The organism is Streptomyces sp. NPDC042259 (genome assembly GCF_055582085.1).
This window is the reverse complement of record NZ_JBVJDW010000002.1, coordinates 412,960-435,735: the sequence shown is the minus strand read 5'-3', so window position 1 is coordinate 435,735 and position 22,776 is coordinate 412,960. Positions and strand designations below refer to the sequence as shown.

Here is a 22,776-nt window from a genome sequence, read left to right as displayed (position 1 = left end):
GCCGGGATCGACCCGGTGAGCCTGCGCGGCAGCCAGACCGGTGTGTTCGCCGGTGTGATGTACAGCGACTACAGCGCCGTCCTGGCCGGTGGTGACTTCGAGGGCTTCCAGGGCAGCGGCACCTCCCCGAGCCTGGTCTCGGGCCGGGTGTCCTACACCTTCGGGCTGGAGGGCCCGGCGGTCACCGTCGACACGGCGTGCTCGTCGTCGCTGGTGACGCTGCACCTGGCCGCGCAGGCCCTGCGGGCGGGCGAGTGCTCGCTCGCGCTGGCCGGCGGTGTGACGGTGATGTCGACACCGTCGGTGTTCGTGGAGTTCTCCAAGCAGCGGGGCCTGTCCGCGGACGGCCGCTGCAAAGCGTTCTCCGACGCGGCCGACGGCGTCGGCTGGTCCGAGGGCGTCGGTGTGCTCGTCGTCGAGCGGCTGTCCGACGCGCGGGCCAACGGGCACCCGGTCCTCGCGGTCGTCCGCGGCAGCGCCATCAACCAGGACGGTGCCTCCAACGGACTGACGGCCCCCAACGGCCCGTCCCAGCAGCGCGTCATCCGCCAGGCACTCGCCAGCGGCGGGCTCGCGCCCGCCGACGTCGACGCCGTCGAGGCGCACGGCACCGGCACCACCCTCGGCGACCCCATCGAGGCCCAGGCCCTGCTGGCCACCTACGGGCGGGACCGGGACGAGGACCGACCGCTGCTGCTCGGCTCGGTGAAGTCCAACATCGGCCACACCCAGGCCGCCGCCGGTGTCGCCGGCGTCATCAAGATGATCATGGCGATGCGGCACGGCGTCCTGCCGCGCACCCTGCACATCGACGCCCCCTCCAGCAAGGTCGACTGGACCGAGGGCGCCGTCGAGCTGCTCACCGAGCAGACCGCGTGGCCCGAGACCGGCCGCCCCCGCCGGGCCGGCATCTCCTCCTTCGGCATCAGCGGCACCAACGTCCACACCATCATCGAGCAGCCCCCGGCCCCCGCCCCCGAGCGGACCGCCCCGTCCGCCCTCGACACCGCGCCCGCCGCGACCGTCGTCCCGTGGCTGATCTCCGGCCGTACCCGCGAGGCCCTGCGGGCGCAGGCGGCACGGCTGCGGTCCTACGTCGAGGCGCGCCCCGAGCTGGCCCCCGCCGACATCGCGTACTCGCTGCTGACCACCCGCTCCCGCTTCGACCAGCGCGCCGCCGCGGTGGCGGGCGACCGCGAGGCGCTGCTGCGCGCGCTCGCCGCGCTGGCCGCCGACCGGCCCGACGCCCACCTCGTCGAGGGCGAGGCCGCCCACCCGGGCAGGACCGCGTTCCTCTTCGCCGGCCAGGGCTCGCAGCGCCTGGGCATGGGCCGGGAACTCTACGAGCGCTTCCCCGTCTTCGCCGAGGCCCTCGACGCGGTCCTCGCCGAACTGACCCCGCGTCTGGACGCCCATCTGGACCGCCCGCTGCGCGAGGTGCTCTTCGCCGCCGCGGAGTCGGCCGACGCCGCGCTTTTGGACCGTACGGGCTGGACCCAGCCCGCCCTCTTCGCCGTCGAGGTCGCACTGTTCCGCCTCGTGACGTCCTGGGGCATCACCCCCGACTACGTCACCGGGCACTCCATCGGCGAACTCGCCGCCGCGCACGTCGCGGGCGTCCTCTCCCTCACCGACGCCTGCGCGCTGGTCGCCGCGCGGGCCGGACTCATGGAGGCGCTGCCGGCCGGTGGCGCGATGGTGGCCGTCCAAGCCACCGAGGAAGAGATCCTGCCGCAGCTCACCGACCGGGTGTCGATCGCCGCGGTCAACGGGCCGTCGTCGGTCGTCGTCGCCGGTGACGAGGACGCCGTCGGTCAGCTCGCCGACGCGTTCGCGGCCCAGGGGCGCAAGACCAAGCGCCTGCGGGTGAGCCATGCCTTCCACTCGCCCCGCATGGACGCGATGCTGGACGACTTCCGGCGCGTCGCCGAGGGCCTGACCTACGCGGCACCCGCCATCCCGCTGGTGTCGAACCTGACCGGGCGGCTCGCCACCGAGGAGGAGCTGCGCTCCCCCGACTACTGGACGCGGCACGTGCGCGGCGCGGTCCGCTTCGCCGACGGCGTCCGCACCCTGCGCGACGCGGGCGTGACCACCTATCTGGAACTCGGCCCCGACGGCGTGCTGTCCGCCATGGCACAGGACACCCTCGGTGACGAACACGGCGCCCTGCTCGTCCCCGTGCTGCGCGCCGACCGCTCCGAGGAGCAGACCCTCACCGCGGCGCTGGCGCGCCTGCACACGCACGGCCTGGACGTGGACTGGTCCGCCGCCCTCGCGCGCCTCGGGGCCCGCCGGGTGGACCTGCCGACCTACGCCTTCCAGCACGAGTTCTACTGGCCGCAGAACCAGGCGCCGGTGACCTCCGTCGCCTCCGCCGACCCCGCGCACCAGCGGCTGTGGGCCGCCGTGGAGCGCGGCGACGCCGACGAACTGGCCACGATCCTGGGCCTGGAGGACGATCAGGTCTCCTCGCTCGGCTCGCTGCTGCCCGCCCTGTCGTCCTGGCGCCAGGGCAACCAGGAGAAGGCCCTCCTCGACACCTGGCGCTACCGCGTCGAGTGGACCCGGCTGCGCCAGGCCGCCGCCCCGGCGGCGGACGGCGACTGGCTGCTCGTCGGCACCGACGCGACCGACGCCGGGCTCCGCGACGACCTGCTCGCCGCGCTGAACACCCACGGCACCCGGGCCCGCGCCCTGGTGCTCGACGCGTCGTGCGCCGACCGGAGCGTCCTCGCCGAGCGGCTCGCCGCCGTCGAGGGGGCGGAGGACCTCACCGGCATCCTGTCCCTCCTCCCGCTGGACGAGAGCCCGAGCACGGCCTGCCCGCCGCTCACCACCGGACTCGCCCTGACGGTCGCCCTCACCCAGGCACTCGGCGACAGCGGGCTCGGCGCCCGGCTGTGGACCGCCACCCGGGGCGCCGTGTCGACCGGCCCCGCCGACCCCGTCACCCACCCCGCCCAGGCCGCCGCGTGGGGCCTCGGCCGCGTCGCCGCCCTGGAATACCCGCGCGGCTGGGGCGGCCTCGTCGACCTGCCCGAGGTGCTCGACAAGCACGCCGTGCGGCGCCTGCTGGGCGTCCTGGCCGGCACCGACGGCGAGGACCAGGTGGCGGTCCGCGCCTCCGGCCTCTCCGGCCGCCGCCTCGCCCGCGCCGTCGTGGCGGACCTGCCCGCCGAGACCGCCTTCACCGCCCACGGCACCGTGCTGATCACCGGCGGCACCGGGGCGCTCGGCGCCGACGTCGCCCGCTGGCTCGCCCGCAGCGGCGCCGAGAACCTGGTGCTCACCAGCCGCCGCGGCCCCGGCGCCCCCGGCGCGGACGGACTCCGCGCCGAACTGGAGGCGCTGGGCGCCCGCGTCGAGATCGTCGCCTGCGACGTCGCCGACCGGGACGCCCTGGCCGCCGTGCTCGCGAACGTCCCCGACGAGCTGCCGCTGACCGGTGTCGTGCACACCGCCGGCGTCGGCCAGGCCGCACCCCTGGAGCAGACCCCCGTCGCCGCCTTCGCCGAGCTGACGTCGGCCAAGGCGGCGGGCGCCGCCAACCTCCACGCCCTGCTCGGCGACCGCGAACTCGACCTGTTCGTCCTCTTCGGCTCCATCGCCGGTGTGTGGGGCAGCGGCGGCCAGAGCGCCTACGGCGCGGCCAACGCCTACCTCGACGCCCTGGCCGAGCACCGCCGCGCCCGTGGCCTCGCCGCGACATCCGTCGCCTGGGGGCCGTGGGCCGAGGCCGGCATGGCCGTCGACGACGCCATCTCGGACAGCCTGGCCCGCCAGGGCCTGGGCTTCCTCACCCCGCGCACCGCCATGACCGAACTGCGGCGCGCCGTCGTGCAGGGGGACGTCACCGTCACCGTCGCCGACGTCGACTGGGAGCGCTACTACCCGCTCTTCGCCTCCATGCGCCCCAGCGCGCTGCTCGCCGACCTGCCCGAGGTCCACGCCCTCCGGCGGGACACCGCCCACGAGAGCGGTGCCGCCTCCGAGTACGCCGCCCGCGTCCGGGCCCTGGCCGACGACGAGCGGGAGCGGCTCCTGGTGGACCTGGTCCGCGACGAGGCCGCCGCGGTCCTCGGCCACGACTCGGCGGACTCCGTCCCCGCGCAACGCGCCTTCCGCGAGGCCGGCTTCGACTCGCTGACCGCCGTGGAGCTGCGCAAGCGCCTGGGCACGGTCACCGGTCTCACCCTGCCGGCCACCATGGTCTTCGACTACCCCACCCCGCTGGCCCTGGCCCGCTACCTGGGCGCGGAGATCCTCGGCGCCGGCATCGACGTGGCCGGCCCGGTCGCCACCTCGGCGGCGGCCGACGACGAACCGATCGCGATCATCGGCATGAGCTGCCGCTACCCGGGCGGGGCCGGCTCGCCCGAGCAGCTCTGGCGACTCGTCGCGGACGGCGTGGACGCCATCTCGGAGTTCCCCGCCAACCGCGGCTGGGACACCACCGGCCTCTACGACCCCGACCCCGACCGGGCCGGCACGACCTACACCACCCAGGGCGGATTCCTGCACGAGGCCGGCGAGTTCGACCCCGGCTTCTTCGGGATCTCCCCGCGTGAGGCCCTGGGCATGGACCCGCAGCAGCGCCTGCTGCTGGAGACCACCTGGGAGGCCGTCGAGCGGGCCGGCATCGACCCCGCCTCGCTGCGCTCCAGCCTGACCGGCACCTTCATCGGCTCCAGCTACCAGGAATACGGCCGCGGCGGCGCCGAGCCCGGCTCCGAGGGCCACATGGTCACCGGCAGCCAGCCGAGCGTCCTCTCCGGCCGGGTGTCCTACGTCTTCGGCCTGGAAGGCCCCGCCGTCACCGTCGACACGGCGTGCTCGTCGTCACTGGTCGCCCTGCACCTGGCCTGCCAGTCGCTGCGCAACGGCGAGACCACCCTCGCCGTCGCGGGCGGTGTCACGGTCATGACGACCACCGACCCGTTCGTCGCCTTCAGCCGCCAGCGGGCACTGGCCACCGACGGCCGGTCCAAGGCGTTCGCCGAGGAGGCGGACGGCTTCGCCCTCGCCGAAGGCGTCGGCATCCTGCTCGTCGAGCGGCTGTCCGACGCCCAGGCCAACGGGCACCCGGTCCTCGCGGTCGTCCGCGGCAGCGCCATCAACCAGGACGGCGCGTCCAACGGACTGACGGCCCCCAACGGCCCGTCCCAGCAGCGCGTCATCCGCCAGGCCCTGGCCAACGCCCGGCTGTCCCCGTCGGACGTCGACGCGGTGGAGGCCCACGGCACCGGCACCCCGCTCGGCGACCCCATCGAGGCCCAGGCGCTCCAGGTGACCTACGGCCGTGACCGCGACGCGGACCGGCCGCTGCTGCTCGGCTCGGTGAAGTCCAACATCGGCCATACCCAGTCGGCCTCCGGTGTCGCGGGCGTCATCAAGATGGTCATGGCGATGCGCCACGGCGTGCTGCCGAAGACCCTGCACAGTGACAACGCCTCCTCCCACGTCGACTGGTCGGCGGGCGCCGTCGAGCTGCTCACCGAGCCGGTCGCGTGGCCGGCGGGGGAGCGGCCGCGCCGCTGCGCGGTCTCCTCCTTCGGCATCAGCGGGACGAACGCGCACGCGGTCCTGGAGGAAGCACCGAGCACCCAGGAGACCCCCATTGGGGAACCCGCGTCCCCGGCCGACGCCGCCGGGCCGCTCCCGTGGGTGGTGTCCGCACGCAGCGCCCCCGCCGTACGGGACCAGGCCGCGAGCCTGGTGTCGGCCGTGGAGGCCGAGCCGGGCTGGCGCCCGGCCGACATCGGGTACTCCCTGACGTCGGCACGGTCGCTGTTCGAACACCGCGCGGTCGTGGTCGGCTCGGATCGCGAGGAGCTGCTGACCGGTCTGCGGTCCGTCGCCGCCGACGCGTCGTCGCCCGCCGTCGTGCGCGGTGTCGCCGATGTCGACGGCAAGACGGTGTTCGTGTTCCCGGGCCAGGGGTCGCAGTGGGTGGGCATGGGTGCCCGGCTGCTGGAGGAGTCCCCGGTCTTCGCCGAGCGCGTCGCCCAGTGCGCGGACGCGCTCGCCCCGTTCGTCGACTGGTCGCTGACCGACGTCCTGCGCCAGGCACCGGACGCCCCCACCCTGGACCGGGTCGACGTCGTCCAGCCGGCGTCGTTCGCGGTGATGGTGTCGTTGGCGGCGTTGTGGCAGGCCCATGGGGTGTCTCCGGATGCTGTGGTGGGTCATTCGCAGGGTGAGATCGCGGCGGCTGTGGTGTCGGGTGCGTTGTCCCTGGAGGACGGTGCGCGCGTCGTGGCGCTGCGCAGTCAGACGATCGGTCGTCGGCTGGCGGGGCGTGGCGGGATGATGTCCGTCGCGTTGCCGGTGGTGGAGGTCGAGGAGCGGCTTGCCGGTTTCGCGGGCCGGGTGTCGGTCGCGGCGGTCAATGGTCCTCGTTCCGTGGTGGTTTCCGGTGATCCGGAGGGTCTGGACGAGTTGTTCGCGCGGTTGTCGGACGAGGGTGTCCGGGTGCGGCGGATCGCGGTGGACTATGCCTCGCACTCCGCGCAGGTCGAGGACCTCCACGACGAGCTGCTGTCCGAGCTGGGGCCGATCCGGCCCCGCGAATCCGAGGTGCCGTTCCTGTCGACCGTTACCGGCGGTTGGCTGGACACCAGCGGCATGGACGCCGAGTACTGGTACAACAACCTCCGCAACACGGTGGAGTTCGAAGCGGGCATACAGGCGCTCCTCGGTACCCACCACCGGGTATTCGTCGAGGTCAGCTCGCACCCCGTGCTGACCGTCGGCGTGCAGGACATGCTCGACGACGCCAGCGGCCAGGGACTGGTGACCGGCACGCTGCGGCGGGACGAGGGCGGGCTGCCGCGGTTCCTTACCTCGCTGGCCGAGGTGTTCGTCCGGGGCACTGCCGTCCGGTGGCCGGTGGACTACACCGCCGCCGGTGCCCGCCGGGTCGACCTGCCCACATACGCGTTCCAGCACGAACACCTGTGGATCGTCCCCTCCGAGACCGACCGGACGACCGCGTCGGACCCCGCCGACGACGCCTTCTGGGCCGCCGTCGAGCAGCAGGACGTCTCCGCTCTCACCTCGAGCCTGCACATCGACGAGGAGTCGCTCGCCGCCGTGCTGCCCGGTCTGTCGTCGTGGCGCCGTCAGCGGCGTGAGCGGTCGGCGCTGGACGCCTGGCGTTACCGGGTCGCCTGGTCACCGCTCGCTGGTGTGCCGCAGGTGTCGCTGTCGGGTACGTGGCTGGTGGTCACGGCCGAGGGCATCGCCGACGAGGACGTGGTGGCCGCGCTTTCCGGGCAGGGCGCGCAGGTGCGCCGCCTGGTCCTGGACGAGTCCTGTGTCGACCGTGCCGTTCTCGCGGCCCGGCTGGAGGACGCCCACGATGTGGCGGGCATCGTCTCGGTGCTGGCGGCGGCCGAGCAGCCGTCCGCCGCGTACCCGGCGCTGGCCTCCGGTCTCGCTCTGACCGTCGCGCTCGTCCAGGCCCTGGGCGACGCGGGGATCGACGCGCCGCTGTGGTGTGTGACGCGCGGCGCGGTATCGACGGGCCGTTCGGACCTGGTGACCAACCCCGTACAGGCACAGGTGCTGGGCGTCGGCTGGACCGCCGCGCTCGAACACCCCCAGCGCTGGGGCGGCACGATCGACCTGCCCGGCACGCTCGACGAGCGCGCCGGACAGCGCCTGGCCGCCGTCCTCACCGGAACCACCGGCGAGGACCAGCTCGCGATCCGCTCCTCCGGCGTCTTCACCCGCCGGGTGCTGCCCGCCCCGGCGGGCGAGCCGAACCCGGAGCGGACGTGGTCGCCCCGCGGCACCACCCTGATCACCGGCGGCACGGGCACCCTCGGCCCCCACATCGCCCGGTGGCTCGCCGGCCAGGGCGCCGAGCGCCTGGTCCTCGTCAGCCGCAGCGGCACGAACGCCCCCGGCGCCGCCGAACTGGTGGCGGAACTCGCCGCACAGGGCGCCGAGGCCACCGTCGCCGCCTGCGACATCACCGACCGCGACGCCCTCGCCGCACTGATCGCCGGGCTGAAGGCCGACGGCCACACCATCCGTACCGCCATCCACACCGCGGCCGTCATCGAGCTGCACTCGCTCGCCGAGACCACCATGGAGTCCTTCGCCAAGGTCATCGACGCCAAGGTCGCCGGCGCCCGGAACCTCGACGAACTCCTGGACGACGAGGAACTCGACGCGTTCGTCCTCTTCTCCTCCGCCGCCGGCATGTGGGGCAGCGGACAGCACGCCGCCTACGTGGCGGGCAACGCGTTCGTCAGCGCGCTCGCGGAGAACCGCCGCGCCCGCGGAGTGACCGCGACGTCCCTGCACTGGGGCATCTGGGCCGACGACCTCGGCCTCGGCCGGGTCGACCCCGACCAGATCCGCGGCAGCGGCCTGGAGTTCATGGACGCCCGGCTGGCGCTGGCCGGCATGCGGCGCGCCCTGGACGACGACGAGACGGTCCTCGCCATCGCGGGCGTCAACTGGGACACCTACCACCCGGTGTTCACCTCGGCCCGCCCCACCACGCTCTTCGACGAGGTGCCCGACGTCCGCCGGCTGGCCGAGGCCGCCGAGCGGAGCGTGCGCAAGGACGGCGAAGGGGAGTTCGCGGCCCGGCTGCGGGCCCTCCCGGCCGTCGAGCAGGAACGCCAACTGCTGGAACTGGTCCGCTCCGAGGCCGCCGTCGTCCTCGGCTACACCTCCGCCGAGGCCCTGTCCGACACCCGCGCGTTCCGCGACGTCGGCTTCGATTCGCTGACCGCCGTGGGCCTGCGCAACCGCCTCCGGGAGATCACCGGACTGCGGCTGCCGACGACCATGGTCTTCGACTACCCCACCCCGCTCGCGCTGGCGGAGTTCCTGCGCGGCGAGATCGCGGGCGTCGAGATCTCCTCGGCCGCCCCGGCGGCCTCCGCCCACCTCACCGACGACCCGATCGTCGTCGTCGGCATGAGCTGCCGCTACCCCGGCGGTGTCGGCTCCGCGCAAGACCTGTGGGACCTCGTCACGAACGGCACCGACGCCGTCTCCGGCTTCCCCGCCGACCGCGGCTGGGACGCCGAGGGCCTCTACGACCCGGACCCCGACCGCCACGGCAAGACGTACTCCGTCCAGGGCGGATTCCTCACCGACGTCGCGGACTTCGACGCCTCCTTCTTCGGCATCTCCCCCCGCGAGGCGCTCGCCATGGACCCCCAGCAGCGGCTGCTGCTGGAAACCGCCTGGGAGGCGCTCGAAGGCGCCGGCATCGACCCCGACTCGCTGCGGGGCAGCTCGACGGGCACCTTCATCGGCGCGAGCTACCAGGACTACGGGACCGGCGCCGCCGGCGCCACCGAGGGCTCCGAGGGCCACATGGTCACCGGCACGCTCTCCAGCATCCTCTCCGGCCGGGTCTCCTACCTCTTCGGCTTCGAGGGCCCGGCGGTCACGCTCGACACGGCCTGCTCCTCGTCGCTGGTCGCCATGCACCTGGCCTGCCAGTCGCTGCGCGACGGCGAGAGTTCCCTCGCCCTCGCCGGCGGCGTCAGCATCATGGCCACCCCGAACGCCTTCGTGGGCTTCAGCCGCCAGCGGGCCCTGGCCGTCGACGGCCGCTGCAAGGCCTACTCGGACGACGCGGACGGCATGACCCTCGCCGAAGGCGTCGGCCTCGTCCTGCTGGAACGGCTCTCGGACGCCCGCCGTAACGGCCACGAGATCCTCGCCGTCGTGCGCGCCAGCGCCATCAACCAGGACGGCGCCTCCAACGGGCTGACCGCCCCCAACGGCCCCTCCCAGCAGCGCGTCATCCGCCAGGCGCTGGCCAACGGCGGTCTCACGGCCGCCGACGTCGACGCGGTCGACGGACACGGCACCGGCACCGCCCTCGGCGACCCGATCGAGGCCCAGGCGCTGCTGGCCACCTACGGCCAGGACCGGGAGCGGCCGCTGCTGCTCGGGTCGGTCAAGACCAACATCGGCCACACCCAGATGGCCTCCGGCGTCGCGAGCGTCATCAAGATGGTCATGGCCCTGCGCGCGGGCGTCCTGCCGAGGACGCTGCACGCCGAGACGCCGTCGTCCCACGTGGACTGGTCGGCGGGCGCCATCGAGCTGCTGACCGAACCGGCCGAGTGGCCCGAGACCGGGCGCCCCCGCCGGGCCGGTGTGTCCTCCTTCGGACTCAGCGGCACCAACGTGCACACCATCCTCGAACAGGCGCCCCCCGCCGACGAACCGGTGGCACCCGAGAGCGGGCCCACGCCCGGCGTCGTGCCCCTGACCCTGTCCGCGAAGAGCGACACCGCCCTGCGCGCCCAGGCCGACCGGCTGCTGTCCCTGCTTGCCGAGCGGCCCGGCACGGCCCTCACCGACCTCGCCTTCTCCCTGGCCACGTCCCGGACCGGCTTCGAACGCCGGGCGGGCATCGTGGCGGGGGAGCGCGAGGACCTGCTGCGCGGTCTGACGGCCCTGCGCGACGGCACCCCCGCCCCGGGCCTCTTCCAGGGCACCACGGGCCGCGGCCGGCTGGCGTTCCTGTTCACCGGGCAGGGCAGCCAGCGGCCCGGCATGGGCCGGGAACTCTACGCACGCTTCCCGGTGTTCGCCGACGCGCTGGACGCCGCGATCGCCCACCTCGACACCGCCCTCGACCGCCCCCTGCGCGACGTGCTCTTCGCGGCGGACGGCACCCCCGAGGCCGAGCTGCTCGATGCCACCGGCTACGCCCAGCCCGCCCTGTTCGCCGTCGAGGTGGCGCTGTTCCGCCTCGTGGAGTCCTGGGGCATCAGGCCCGACTACCTCGCCGGACACTCCATCGGCGAACTCGCCGCCGCGCACGTCGCCGGGGTGCTGTCCCTTCAGGACGCCTGCGCCCTGGTGGCCGCCCGCGGCCGGCTGATGCAGGCCCTCCCGGCCGGCGGTGCCATGGCGGCCCTCCAGGCCACCGAGGAGGAGGTCCGCCCGCTGCTGGCCGACCACACCGACCGGGTGTCCGTGGCGGCCGTCAACGGCCCCGCCTCGCTCGTCGTCTCCGGCGACGAGGACATCGTGGTGGACCTCGCCGCCCGCTTCGAGGCCGACGGCCGCAAGACCCGGCTGCTGCGGGTGAGCCACGCCTTCCACTCGCCGCTGATGGACGCGATGCTCGACGACTTCCGCCGCGTCGCCGAGACCGTCACCTACCACCCGCCCACCATCCCCTTCGTCTCCAACACCACCGGTGAACTCGCCACCGCCGAGCAGGTGTGCACGGCCGAGTACTGGGTGCGGCACGTCCGCGACGCCGTCCGCTTCGCCGACGGCGTGAACTGGCTCGCGCAGCACGGCGTACGCGCCTTCCTCGAACTCGGCCCCGACGGCGTGCTCTGCGCGATGGCCCGCGAGAGCCTCGCCGACGACCCGCACACCGTGCTCGTCCCGCTGCTGCGCCGGGGCCGCCCCGAGGAGCCGGCGATCACCGCCGCCCTCGTCGACGCCCACGCGCACGGGGTGTCCGTCGACTGGACCGGCTACTTCGCCGGTTCGGGCGCGCGCCGGGTGGAGCTGCCGACCTACCCCTTCCAGCGGGAACGCTTCTGGCCGGAGGCCGTCGCGGCCCCGGCGGCCTCCGGACCGGTGGACCCCGTGGACGCCGAGTTCTGGTCGGCCGTGGAGCGGGAGGACCTGGGGTCCCTCGCGGACACGCTGGAGCTGGACGGGGAGACCGTGACGGCGATGGTGCCGGCGCTGTCGTCCTGGCGCCGCCGCCGGCGTGAGCAGTCCGTGGCCGACGCCTGGCGCTACCGCGTCACCTGGAAGCCCCTCACCGCCCCCGCCACCGCCGCACCGCGCGGCCCCTGGCTCCTCCTCGTCCCGGCCGGCGCGGACACCGACCCCTGGACGCGTGCCCTGACCGACGGCCTCGCCATGGAGACCGTCCGCGTCGAGGTGACCGCACCCGACCGCGCCGCCCTCGCCGGGCGCCTGCGCGAACTGCTCGACGAAGGAGCCCGGTTCGAGGGCGTCCTGTCGCTGCTCGCCCTCACCGACGACGAGCGGGCCGGGCACCCCGGGGTACCCGCCGCGCTGGCCCTGACGGCCACGGCCGTCCAGGCCGCGGGCGACGCCGGACTCGACGCCCCCCTGTGGTGCGTCACCCGCGGCGCCGTCTCCGTCGGCCGCTCCGAGCACGTCCAGGACCTGTCCCAAGCGGCGGTCTGGGGCCTCGGCCGCGTCGCCGCCCTGGAGAACCCGCAGCGCTGGGGCGGACTCCTCGACCTGCCCGGACAGCTCGACGACCACACCGCCCGCCGCATCGCGGGCGTGCTCGCCCGGACCGACGGCGAGGACCAGGTGGCCGTCCGCGCCTCCGGCGTCTTCGTCCGCCGGCTCGCCCACAGCCCCGCGGCGGACCGGCCCGTACGCCGCGTGTTCGCCCCGACCGGCACCGTGCTGATCACCGGCGGCACCGGCGGGCTCGGCGGCCACGTCGCCCGCTGGCTGGCCCGCAGCGGCGCACAGCACCTGCTGCTCACCAGCCGCCGCGGCCCCGACGCCCCCGGCGCCGCCGAACTGCGCGCCGAACTGGAGCAGCTGGGCGCCGACGTCACCGTCACCGCCTGCGACGCCGCCGACCGCGACGCGCTCGCCGCCGTACTCGCGGGCATCCCCGCCGACCGGCCGCTCACCGCGGTCATCCACACCGCGGGCGTCGTCGAGGACGGCGTCCTGGCCGACCTGACGCCCGAGGACTTCTCCGCCGTCCTGAACGCCAAGGCCGTCTCGGCCCGCAACCTGCACGAACTGACGCGGGAGACCGCCCTGTCGGCATTCGTGCTGTTCTCCTCCACGGCCGGCACCCTCGGCGCCGCCGGACAGGGCAACTACGCCGCCGCCAACGCCTACCTGGACGCCCTCGCCGAACACCGCCGGGCCGCCGGCCTCACCGCGACCTCCCTCGCCTGGGGCCCCTGGGCCCAGTCCGGCATGGTCGCCACCGACGCCGACGTCGAGAGCCGCGTACGCCGCGGCGGCTTCGCACCGCTCGCACCCGAGCGGGCCATCGCCGCGCTGAAGCAGGCCATCGAGCACGACGACACCGTCCTCGCCCTCGCCGACATCGACTGGAGCCGCTACGCCGCCACCGTCGCGGCCGTCCGGCCCGCCCCGTTCGTCGCCGACCTGCCCGAGATGCGCCAGGCCACCACGACCGGCACCACCGCGGACACCACCGGCCACGGCGAACCCGCCCTGCGCCGCCGCCTCGCGGAACTGCCCGCGGCCGACCGCGGCCGGTTCCTGGTGGACCTGCTGCGCACCCAGGTGGCCGCGGTACTCGGCCACAGCGACGCCGCACGGGTGGAGTCCGACCGGGCCTTCAAGGACCTCGGCTTCGACTCGCTGACCGCCCTCGAACTGCGCAACGGGCTCGCCGCGGCCACCGGCCTGAGCCTGCCCGCCTCCCTGGTCTACGACCACCCGACCCTGCTGGAGCTGTCCGCGTTCCTGCTGGCCGAGATCGCCGGGACACTGCCCGGCACCGAGGAGAGGGCACCCGCCGCCCGCCCGGCCGATGACGACCCGATCGCGATCGTCGGCATCGGCTGCCGCTTCCCCGGCGGCGTGTCCTCCCCGGAGGACCTCTGGCGGCTGCTCGCCGACGGCCGCGACGGCATCTCCGCCTTCCCCACCGACCGGGGCTGGGACCTCGACGCCCTCGCCGCCGGGGCCTCCGCCACCACCGAAGGCGGATTCCTCACCGGCGTCGCCGACTTCGACGCCGCCTTCTTCGGGATCTCCCCGCGCGAGGCCCTCGCCATGGACCCCCAGCAGCGACTGCTGCTGGAGACCACTTGGGAGGCCCTGGAGCGGGCCGGCATCGACCCCGCGTCGCTGCGCGGCTCCCGCACCGGCGTCTTCGTCGGCACCAACGGCCAGGACTACCCCACCCTGCTGCGCCGGTCCGCCTCCGACGTCCAGGGATACGTGGCGACCGGCAACACCGCCAGCGTCATGTCCGGCCGGCTCTCCTACACCCTCGGCCTCGAAGGCCCGGCGGTCACCGTCGACACCGCCTGCTCGGCGTCGCTCGTCGCCACCCACTGGGCGGCCGGGGCGCTGCGCTCCGGCGAATGCGAACTGGCGCTCGTCGGCGGCGCGTCGGTGATGTCCGGACCGGACTCCTTCGTCGAGTTCAGCACCCAGGGCGGGCTGGCCCCCGACGGCCGCTGCAAGGCCTTCGCCGACGGCGCCGACGGCACCGCCTGGTCCGAGGGCGTCGGCATCCTCGTCCTGGAGCGCCTCTCCGACGCGCGGCGCAACGGCCACGAGGTCCGCGCCATCGTGCGCGGCACCGCCGTCAACCAGGACGGCGCCTCCAACGGCCTCACCGCCCCCAACGGCCCGGCCCAGCAGCAGGTCATCCGGCAGGCCCTGGCCGACGCGGGCCTCACCGCCGCCGACGTCGACGCCGTGGAGGCACACGGCACCGGCACCACGCTCGGCGACCCCATCGAGGCACAGGCACTGCTCGCCACGTACGGGCAGCACCGGGAGCGGCCGCTGCTGCTCGGCGCGGTCAAGTCCAACATCGGCCACACCCAGGCCGCCGCCGGCATGGCGGGCGTCATCAAGATGGTCCTGGCCATGCGGCACGGCTCACTGCCCAAGACCCTGCACATCGACGCGCCCTCCTCGCACGTCGACTGGTCGGCGGGCGCCGTCGAGCTGCTGACCGAGCCGGCCGAGTGGCCCGAGACCGGGCACCCGCGCCGGGCGGGCGTCTCCGCCTTCGGCGTCAGCGGCACCAACGCCCACGTCATCGTCGAACAGGCACCGCCGGCCGAGGCCGCGCCCGAAGCGGACCCCGTGCGCACCACCGCACCGGGCGTCGTGCCGTGGGTCGTCTCCGGGCGGACCCCCGAGGCGCTCGGCGAGCAGATCGAGCGGCTCACCTCCTTCGTGGCGGACCACCCCGGGCTGTCCCCGGTGGACGTGGGGTACTCGCTCGCGAGCGGCCGCTCCGTCCTCGGGCACCGCGCGGTGCTGCTGGCCGGCCCGGACGGGGTGACGGAGGCCGCGCGCGGCCTGCGCGCCACCGCGGGCACGTCCGCGTTCCTGTTCTCCGGGCAGGGCAGCCAGCGGGCCGGCATGGGCCGCGAGCTGTACGAGCGGTTCCCCGTCTTCGCCGAGGCCCTGGACGCCGTCCTGGCCCATCTGGACCTGGAACTCGACCGCCCGTTGCGGGACGTGCTGTTCGCCGAGGCGGGCACCGACGAGGCGGCGCTGCTGGACCGGACCGGCTTCACCCAGCCGGCGCTGTTCGCGATCGAGGTCGCGCTCTACCGCCTGGTCGAGTCCTGGGGCATCACCCCGGACTTCGTGGGCGGTCACTCCATCGGCGAGATCACCGCCGCCCATGTGGCCGGGGTGTTCTCCCTGGAGGACGCCTGCCGGCTGGTCACCGCCCGCGCCACGCTGATGCAGGCCCTGCCGGCGGGCGGTGCGATGCTCGCGGTGGAGGCCACCGAGGACGAGGTCACCCCGCTGCTGCCGGACGGCGTCACGATCGCGGCCGTCAACGGCCCGCACGCCGTCGTCGTCTCCGGCCCCGAGGAAGCCGTCCTGGAGACCGCCGGACGGTTCGCCGCCGACGGCCGGCGCACCACCCGGCTGCGGGTGAGCCACGCCTTCCACTCGCCGCTGATGGACCCGATGCTGGACGCGTTCCGCGCGGTCGCGGAGACCCTGACGTACACGGCGCCGCGCGTTCCCGTCGTCTCCAACCTCACCGGCGCGCTCGCCGACCCCGAGCGGCTGTGCACGGCCGAGTACTGGGTGCGGCACGTCCGCGAGGCCGTGCGCTTCGCCGACGGCGTCCACACCCTGCGCGCCGCCGGGGTGGACACCTTCCTCGAACTCGGCCCCGACGCGGTGCTCTCCGCCCTCGTCCGGCGCGCCCTCGACGGGCAGGAGCCGCAGCCGGCCGTCGTGCCGGCGCTGCGCGGCGACCGGGGCGAGGAGCGGGCCGTGGTCACCGCGGCCGCCCTGCTGCACGTGCGCGGGACGGCCGTGGACTGGCCGGCCCTGTTCGCGGGCTCGGGTGCGCGGCGGGTGGACCTGCCGACGTACGCGTTCCAGCGGGAACGCTTCTGGCCGGAGGCCGTCGCAGCCCCGGCGGCGGCCGGTCCGGTGGACCCCGTGGACGCCGAGTTCTGGTCGGCCGTGGACCGGGAGGACCTCGGTTCGCTCGCGGACACGCTGGAGCTGGACGGGGAGACGGTGACGGCGATGGTGCCGGCGCTGTCGTCCTGGCGCCGCCGCCGGCGTGCGCGGTCCGCCGCCGACGCCTGGCGCTACCGCGTCACCTGGAAGCCCCTCACCGGTGCCCCGGCGGCCGCCGGGGCAGGTCGCCGGCTGGTGATCGTGCCGGCCGGGTACGCCGACGACGCGTGGCTCACCGCCGCCGTCGACGCCCTGGGCGAGGACACCGTCCGCGTCGAGGCCGACGCCACCGACCGCGCCGCCCTCGCCGACCGGCTGACGGCGGCCCGGAACGACGACGCCGCCGCGTACACGGCCGTGGTGTCCCTGCTGGCCGTCACCGCCACGGGGGACACCTCGCTCCCCGGGGAGGCGGCATGGCCCGCCGGGCTGCTGGACGCGCTCGGCACCGCCGGCATCACGGCACCCCTGTGGTGCGTCACTCGCGGCGCGGTCTCCGCCGGCCGCGCGGACGCCCCGGCGCACACCGGCCAGGCCGCCGTGTGGGGCCGGGGCAGGGTGGCCGCGCTGGAACACCCCGACCGCTGGGGCGGGATGGCCGACCTGCCCGACACGCTCGACCCGCGCTCGGCCGGCCGCTTCGCCACCGCGCTGGGCGGCCACGAGGACGAGGACCAGATCGCGATCCGCCCCTCCGGTGTGCTCGCGCGGCGTCTGGTGCGGGCGGGCCGCTCCACCGCCGCGGCCTGGAGCCCGTCCGGCACGGTGCTCGTCACCGGCGGCACCGGTGCCATGGGCGGCCGCGTCGCCCGCTGGCTGGCCGGGCACGGTGCCCGGCACCTCGTGCTCACCGGCCGGACCGGGGCGAAGGCCCCCGGCGCCGCCGCCCTGGAGGCCGAGCTGACCGGACTGGGCGTCACGGTCACGATCGCCGCGTGCGACCTCACCGACCCCACCGCCCTCCCCGCCGTCCTGGCGGCCCTCCCCGAGGACGCCCCGCTGACCGCCGTCGTCCACGCCGACGAGGAGACCGGCACCGACGTGACGGCCGCACTCGCCGGGGTGACCCACCTCGACGCCGCCCTGGGCGACCGGGACCTGGACGCGTTCGTCCTCTTCGGCTCCATCGCCGGTGTCTGGGGCGTGCGCGGGCAGGGCGACGAGGCCGCGGTCGGCGCGCTCCTGGACGCGTTCGCCGCCCGGCGCCGCGCCCGGGGCGCCACCGCCCTCGCCGTCTCCTGGGGCGCCTGGGAAGGGACGACCGACCCCGGCATGACCGGGCACCTGCGGTTGAGCGGGCTGCCCGTCATGGACCCCGAAGCGGCGCTCACCGCGCTCGCCCACGCCGTCACCGACGACGCGAGCGGCGTCACCGTCGCCGACGTGCGCTGGGAGACCTTCGCGCCCGCCACCACCGCCACCCGCCGCACCACGCTCTTCGCGGAACTGCCCGAGGCCCGTACGGCCGTCGAGGCCCTCGGGGACGGGAGCCGGGACGGAGGGTCCGCCGCGGGCACGCTGCGGCAGCGGCTGGGCGCCCTGCCGGAGTCCGAGCGGTCCGCCGCACTCCTCGACCTGGTCCGCGACAAGGTCGCCGTGGTCCTCGGGCACACCGGCGCCGACGCCGTCGACGCCGACCTGCCCTTCCGGGACCTCGGCTTCGACTCCCTGACCGCCGTCGACCTGCGCGGCCAGCTCACCACCGCGACCGGACTGAACCTGCCCGCGACCCTCGCGTTCGACCACCCCACCCCGGCCGTGCTGGCCGACCACCTCAAGGCCGAACTGCTCGGCGAGCTGTCGGTGACGACGGCCGACGCCACACCCACCGGCCCCGTGACCGACGACCCCGTCGTCATCGTCGGCATGGCCTGCCGCTACCCGGGCGGGGTGCGCTCCCCCGAGGACCTGTGGCACCTCGTCATGAACGAGACCGACGCGGTCGGCGACCTGCCCACCGACCGCGGCTGGGACCTGGACGACCTGCTCTCCGGCGGACCCGGCGGCCGCGGCCGCAGCGCCACCGGGCACGGCGGGTTCCTCTACGACGCCGCCGACTTCGACCCCGGCTTCTTCGGGATCTCCCCCCGCGAGGCACTGGTCATGGACCCCCAGCAGCGCATCGTGCTGGAGACCGCCTGGGAGGCGCTGGAGCGGGCGGGCATCGACCCCGTCACCCTGCGCGGCACCGACGCCGGCGTCTTCGTCGGCGGCGGCAGCGGCGACTACCGCCCGCCGGTGGAGTACGGGGAGTGGCAGACCGCCCAGTCGGCGAGCCTCCTCTCCGGCCGGCTCGCCTACAGCTTCGGGCTGAACGGGCCCACCGTCTCGGTGGACACCGCCTGCTCCTCGTCGCTGGTCGCCCTGCACCTGGCCGCACAGGCCCTGCGCAACGGCGAGTGCTCCCTCGCGGTGGCCGGCGGTGTGACCGTCATGGCCACCCCGACCGGATTCATCGAGTTCAGCGCCCAGGGCGCCCTGTCCGCCGACGGCCGCTGCAAGGCGTTCTCCGACGCGGCCGACGGCACCGGCTGGTCCGAGGGCGTGGGCATGCTCGTCATCGAGCGGCTCTCCGACGCGCGGCGCAACGGCCACCGGGTCCTCGCGGTCCTGCGCGGCTCGGCCATCAACCAGGACGGCGCGTCCAACGGCCTCACCGCGCCGAGCGGCCCCGCCCAGCAGCGCGTCATCCGCCGCGCCCTGGCCGCCGCCGGACTGACCACCACCGACATCGACGCCGCCGAGGCCCACGGCACCGGCACCAAGCTCGGCGACCCCATCGAGGCCCAGGCACTCCTGGCCACCTACGGCCAGGACCGCGAACGGCCCCTGCTGCTCGGCTCGCTGAAGTCCAACATCGGCCACACCCAGGCCGCGGCGGGCGTCGCGGGCGTCATCAAGATGATCCTCGCGATGCGCCACGGTACGCTGCCGAAGACCCTGCACGCCGACACCCCGACCACCCACGTGGACTGGACGGCGGGCGCGGTCCGGCTGCTCACCGAGACGACCGGCTGGCCCGACGCCGGGCGCCCGCGCCGCGCCGCCGTCTCGGCGTTCGGCGCCAGCGGCACCAACGCGCACGTCATCCTGGAGCAGGCACCACAGGAGGCGCCCGCCACGGCACCCGCCGGGCCCGCCCGCAGGGCCGGCACCTGGCCGGTCCTGGTGTCCGGCAAGACGCCCGGCGCGCTGCGCGCCCAGGCCCGCAGGCTCCTGGAGCACACCGCCGCGAGCCCCGAGCCGGCCGTCGGCGACCTCGCATACGCGCTGGCGACCACCCGGTCCGCCTTCGAACACCGGGCCGCCGTGCTCGCCACCGACCCGCACACCCTCCTCGCCGGACTCACCGCGCTGGCCACCGGGGAGCCGGCCCCCCACACCCTGGTGGGCGAGACCGGACGCACCGGCCGGACCGCGTTCCTGTTCTCCGGGCAGGGCAGCCAGCGGCTCGGCATGGGCCGCGAGCTGTACGAGCGGTTCCCCGTCTTCGCCGAGGCCCTCGACGAGGTCCTCGCCCACCTCGACCTCCACCTGGACCGCCCGCTGCGGGAGGTGATGTGGGGCGAGGACGCGGAGGCCCTGGACAACACCGGCTACGCCCAGCCCGCCCTGTTCGCCATAGGAACAGCCCTCTTCCGGCTCGTGACGTCCTGGGGCGTCACGGCCCGGTTCCTGGGCGGCCATTCCATCGGCGAGATCACCGCCGCGCACGCCGCGGGCGTCCTCTCACTGGCGGACGCCTGCCGCCTGGTCACCGCGCGGGCCGGCCTGATGCGGGCCCTGCCCACCGGCGGCGCCATGGTCGCCCTGCGGGCCACCGAGGACGAGGTCACCCCGCTGCTGACCGACGACGTCGCGATCGCGGCCGTCAACGGCCCGGACGCCGTCGTCGTCTCCGGCACCGAGGAGGCGGTCCTGTCGATCGCCGGTCACTTCACGGACCTGGGCCGCAAGTCGACGCGGCTGCCGGTCAGCCACGCCTTCCACTCGCCGCTGATGGACCCGATGCTGGACGACTTCCGGCGGGTGGCGGAGGAGCTGACCTACCACGAGCCCACCGTGCCCGTCGTGTCGAACCTGACCGGCGAGACGGCCACCGGCGAGGAACTGCGCACGCCCGCGTACTGGGTGCGGCACGTGCGGGAAGCCGTCCGCTTCGCCGACGGCATCCGCGCCCTCACCGGCCGGGGCGTGACCACCCTCCTGGAACTGGGCCCCGACGGGGTGCTGTCCGCCCTGGCCCGGGAGTCCGCCCCGGAGGCGACGCTCGCCGTACCGGCCCTGCGCAAGGGCCACGGCGAGGAGACCACCCTCGTCACCGCGCTGGCCCGGCTGCACCTCGGCGGCGTCGCACCCGACTGGTCGGCGTTCTTCGCGGGCACCGGCGCCCGTCGGACGGAACTGCCGACCTACGCCTTCGAACACGCCCGCTTCTGGCCCGAGGACCGGCCGGCGGCCCCGGATGCGGCCCAAGTAGCGGCAGACGCCACCGACCGCGAGTTCTGGGACGCCGTCGAACGGGAGGACTTCGCCTCCCTGGAGTCCGTCCTGAGCGTCGGCGGGGACACCCTCTCCAAGGTCCTTCCCGCGCTGCTCGACTGGCGCCGGGCCCGGCGGGAACAGTCCGTCGTCGACGGCTGGCGGCACCGGATCGTCTGGAAGCCGCTCACCGAGGTCCCGGCCGGACGCCCCGCCGGCACCTGGCTCGCCGTGACCCCCGCCGGATCCGGGGACGACCCCTGGACGACCGCGGCGCTCGCCGCGCTCGGCACCGACGTGGTGCGGCTGGACGTCGCGGACACCGCCGACCGGGCCGCGCTCGCCGGCCGGCTGCGGGAACTGGTCACGGACGGCGCGCCGTTCGCCGGGGTCGTCTCCCTGCTGGCCCTGCGGGAGACCGCGGACGGGAGCGCGCCCACCGGGCTCGCCCTCACCACCGCGCTGCTCCAGGCCCTGGGCGACGCCGCGATCGGCGCCCCGCTGTGGTGCGTCACCCGCGGCGCGGTGTCCGTGGGCCGCGCCGAGGCCCTGCGCAACCCCCTCCAGGCCGCCGTCTGGGGCCTGGGCCGGGTCGCCGCGCTGGAGCACCCGGACCGCTGGGGCGGACTCGTCGACCTCCCCGAGGTCCTCGACGAGCGCTCGGCCACCGGCTTCGCCGCCGTCCTCGCCGGTGCGCAGGGCGAGGACCAGGTGGCCGTACGGCCCGCCGCGGTCTTCGGCCGACGGCTGGTGCAGGCACCCGGCAAGGGAGCCGGACCGCAGTGGGATCCCACCGGCACGGTACTGATCACCGGCGGCACGGGCGCCCTCGGCGGCCACGTCGCCCGCCGGCTGGCCCGCGACGGCGTCCGGCACCTGGTGCTCACCAGCCGCCGCGGCGAGGACGCCCCCGGCGCGACCGCGCTGCGGGACGAACTCCTCGCCCTGGGGGCCCGCGTCACCGTCGCCGCCTGCGACGTCGCGGACCGCACCGCACTGGAGGCCGTCCTCGCGGACATCCCCGCCGAGCACCCGCTCACCGGTGTGGTGCACGCGGCCGGCGTCCTCGACGACGGCGTCCTCGACCGGCTGACCCCGGAGCGCTTCGAAGCGGTCTTCCGCTCAAAGGTCACCTCCGCGTTCCTGCTGGACGAACTGACCCGCGAGCTGGACCTGTCGGTGTTCGCCCTGTTCTCCTCCGCCTCGGCGGCCGTCGGCAACCCCGGCCAGGCCAACTACGCGGCGGCGAACGCGGTGCTCGACGCCCTGGCCGAACACCGCCGGGCGCAGGGCTTCCCGGCGACCTCGATCGCCTGGGGCGCCTGGGGCGGCGGCGGCATGGCCGACGGCGCCGCCGCCGACGCGGCGGCCCAGCGCGCCGGCATCGGCGCGATGGACCCCGAACTGGCCCTGGAGGCCATGCGCCGGCTGGTCATGGAGAGCGAACCGACAGCGGTCGTCGCCGACGTCGCACCCGAGCGGTTCGCCCTGGCCTTCAGCGCCGCCCGCCCCGCCGCACTGCTGCGGGAACTCCCCGGCTACCAGGCCGCGATCGCGGCCACCACGCCGCAGGACGGCGGCGGCACGGCCGACGGCGGCCTCCGCGACCGGCTGGCGGCCCTGCCGCACAGCAGGCGCCACGAGGCGGTGCTCGACCTGGTCCGTACCCGGGCCGCCCACGTCCTCGGCCACCCCGACCGGGACGCCGTCGGCGCCGAACGGTCCTTCCGGGACCTCGGAGTCGACTCCCTGGGCGCCGTGGAACTGCGCAACCAGCTCGGCGCGGCCAGCGGCCTGAGCCTGTCCGCGACCCTCGTGTTCGACCACCCGACCCCCGCCGCCCTCGCCGAGCACATGCTGCGGCAGCTCGTACCCGACGAGAACGGCACCACCGACACCACCGACGGCGAGGAAGCGGAGATCCGGTCCCTGCTGTCCTCGGTGTCACTCGCCCAGCTGCGCGACATCGGCGTACTGGAACCCCTGCTGCAACTGGCCGGACGGGGCACGGCAGACCCGGAACCGGAGGACGGGGACGCGGAGTCCATCGACTCCATGGCCCTGGACGACCTGGTCCGTGCCGCCCTCGACAACCAGTCCGACGCGTCGCGCGATTGA

The 22,776-nt window shown here is 75.4% G+C and carries 1 protein-coding gene (only partly in view); it reads left to right on the top strand.

Annotated features, from left to right (window positions below; all coding sequences use genetic code 11):
* A protein-coding gene (locus ACZ6MA_RS06630) for a type I polyketide synthase (RefSeq protein ID WP_469431610.1) crosses the window boundary here: on the top strand, positions 1–22,776 show its 3' portion. Its footprint begins 5,634 nt before the window's first position; the window shows 22,776 of its 28,410 coding nt (coding positions 5,635–28,410); its start codon lies off the left edge, out of view; the stop codon is at positions 22,774–22,776.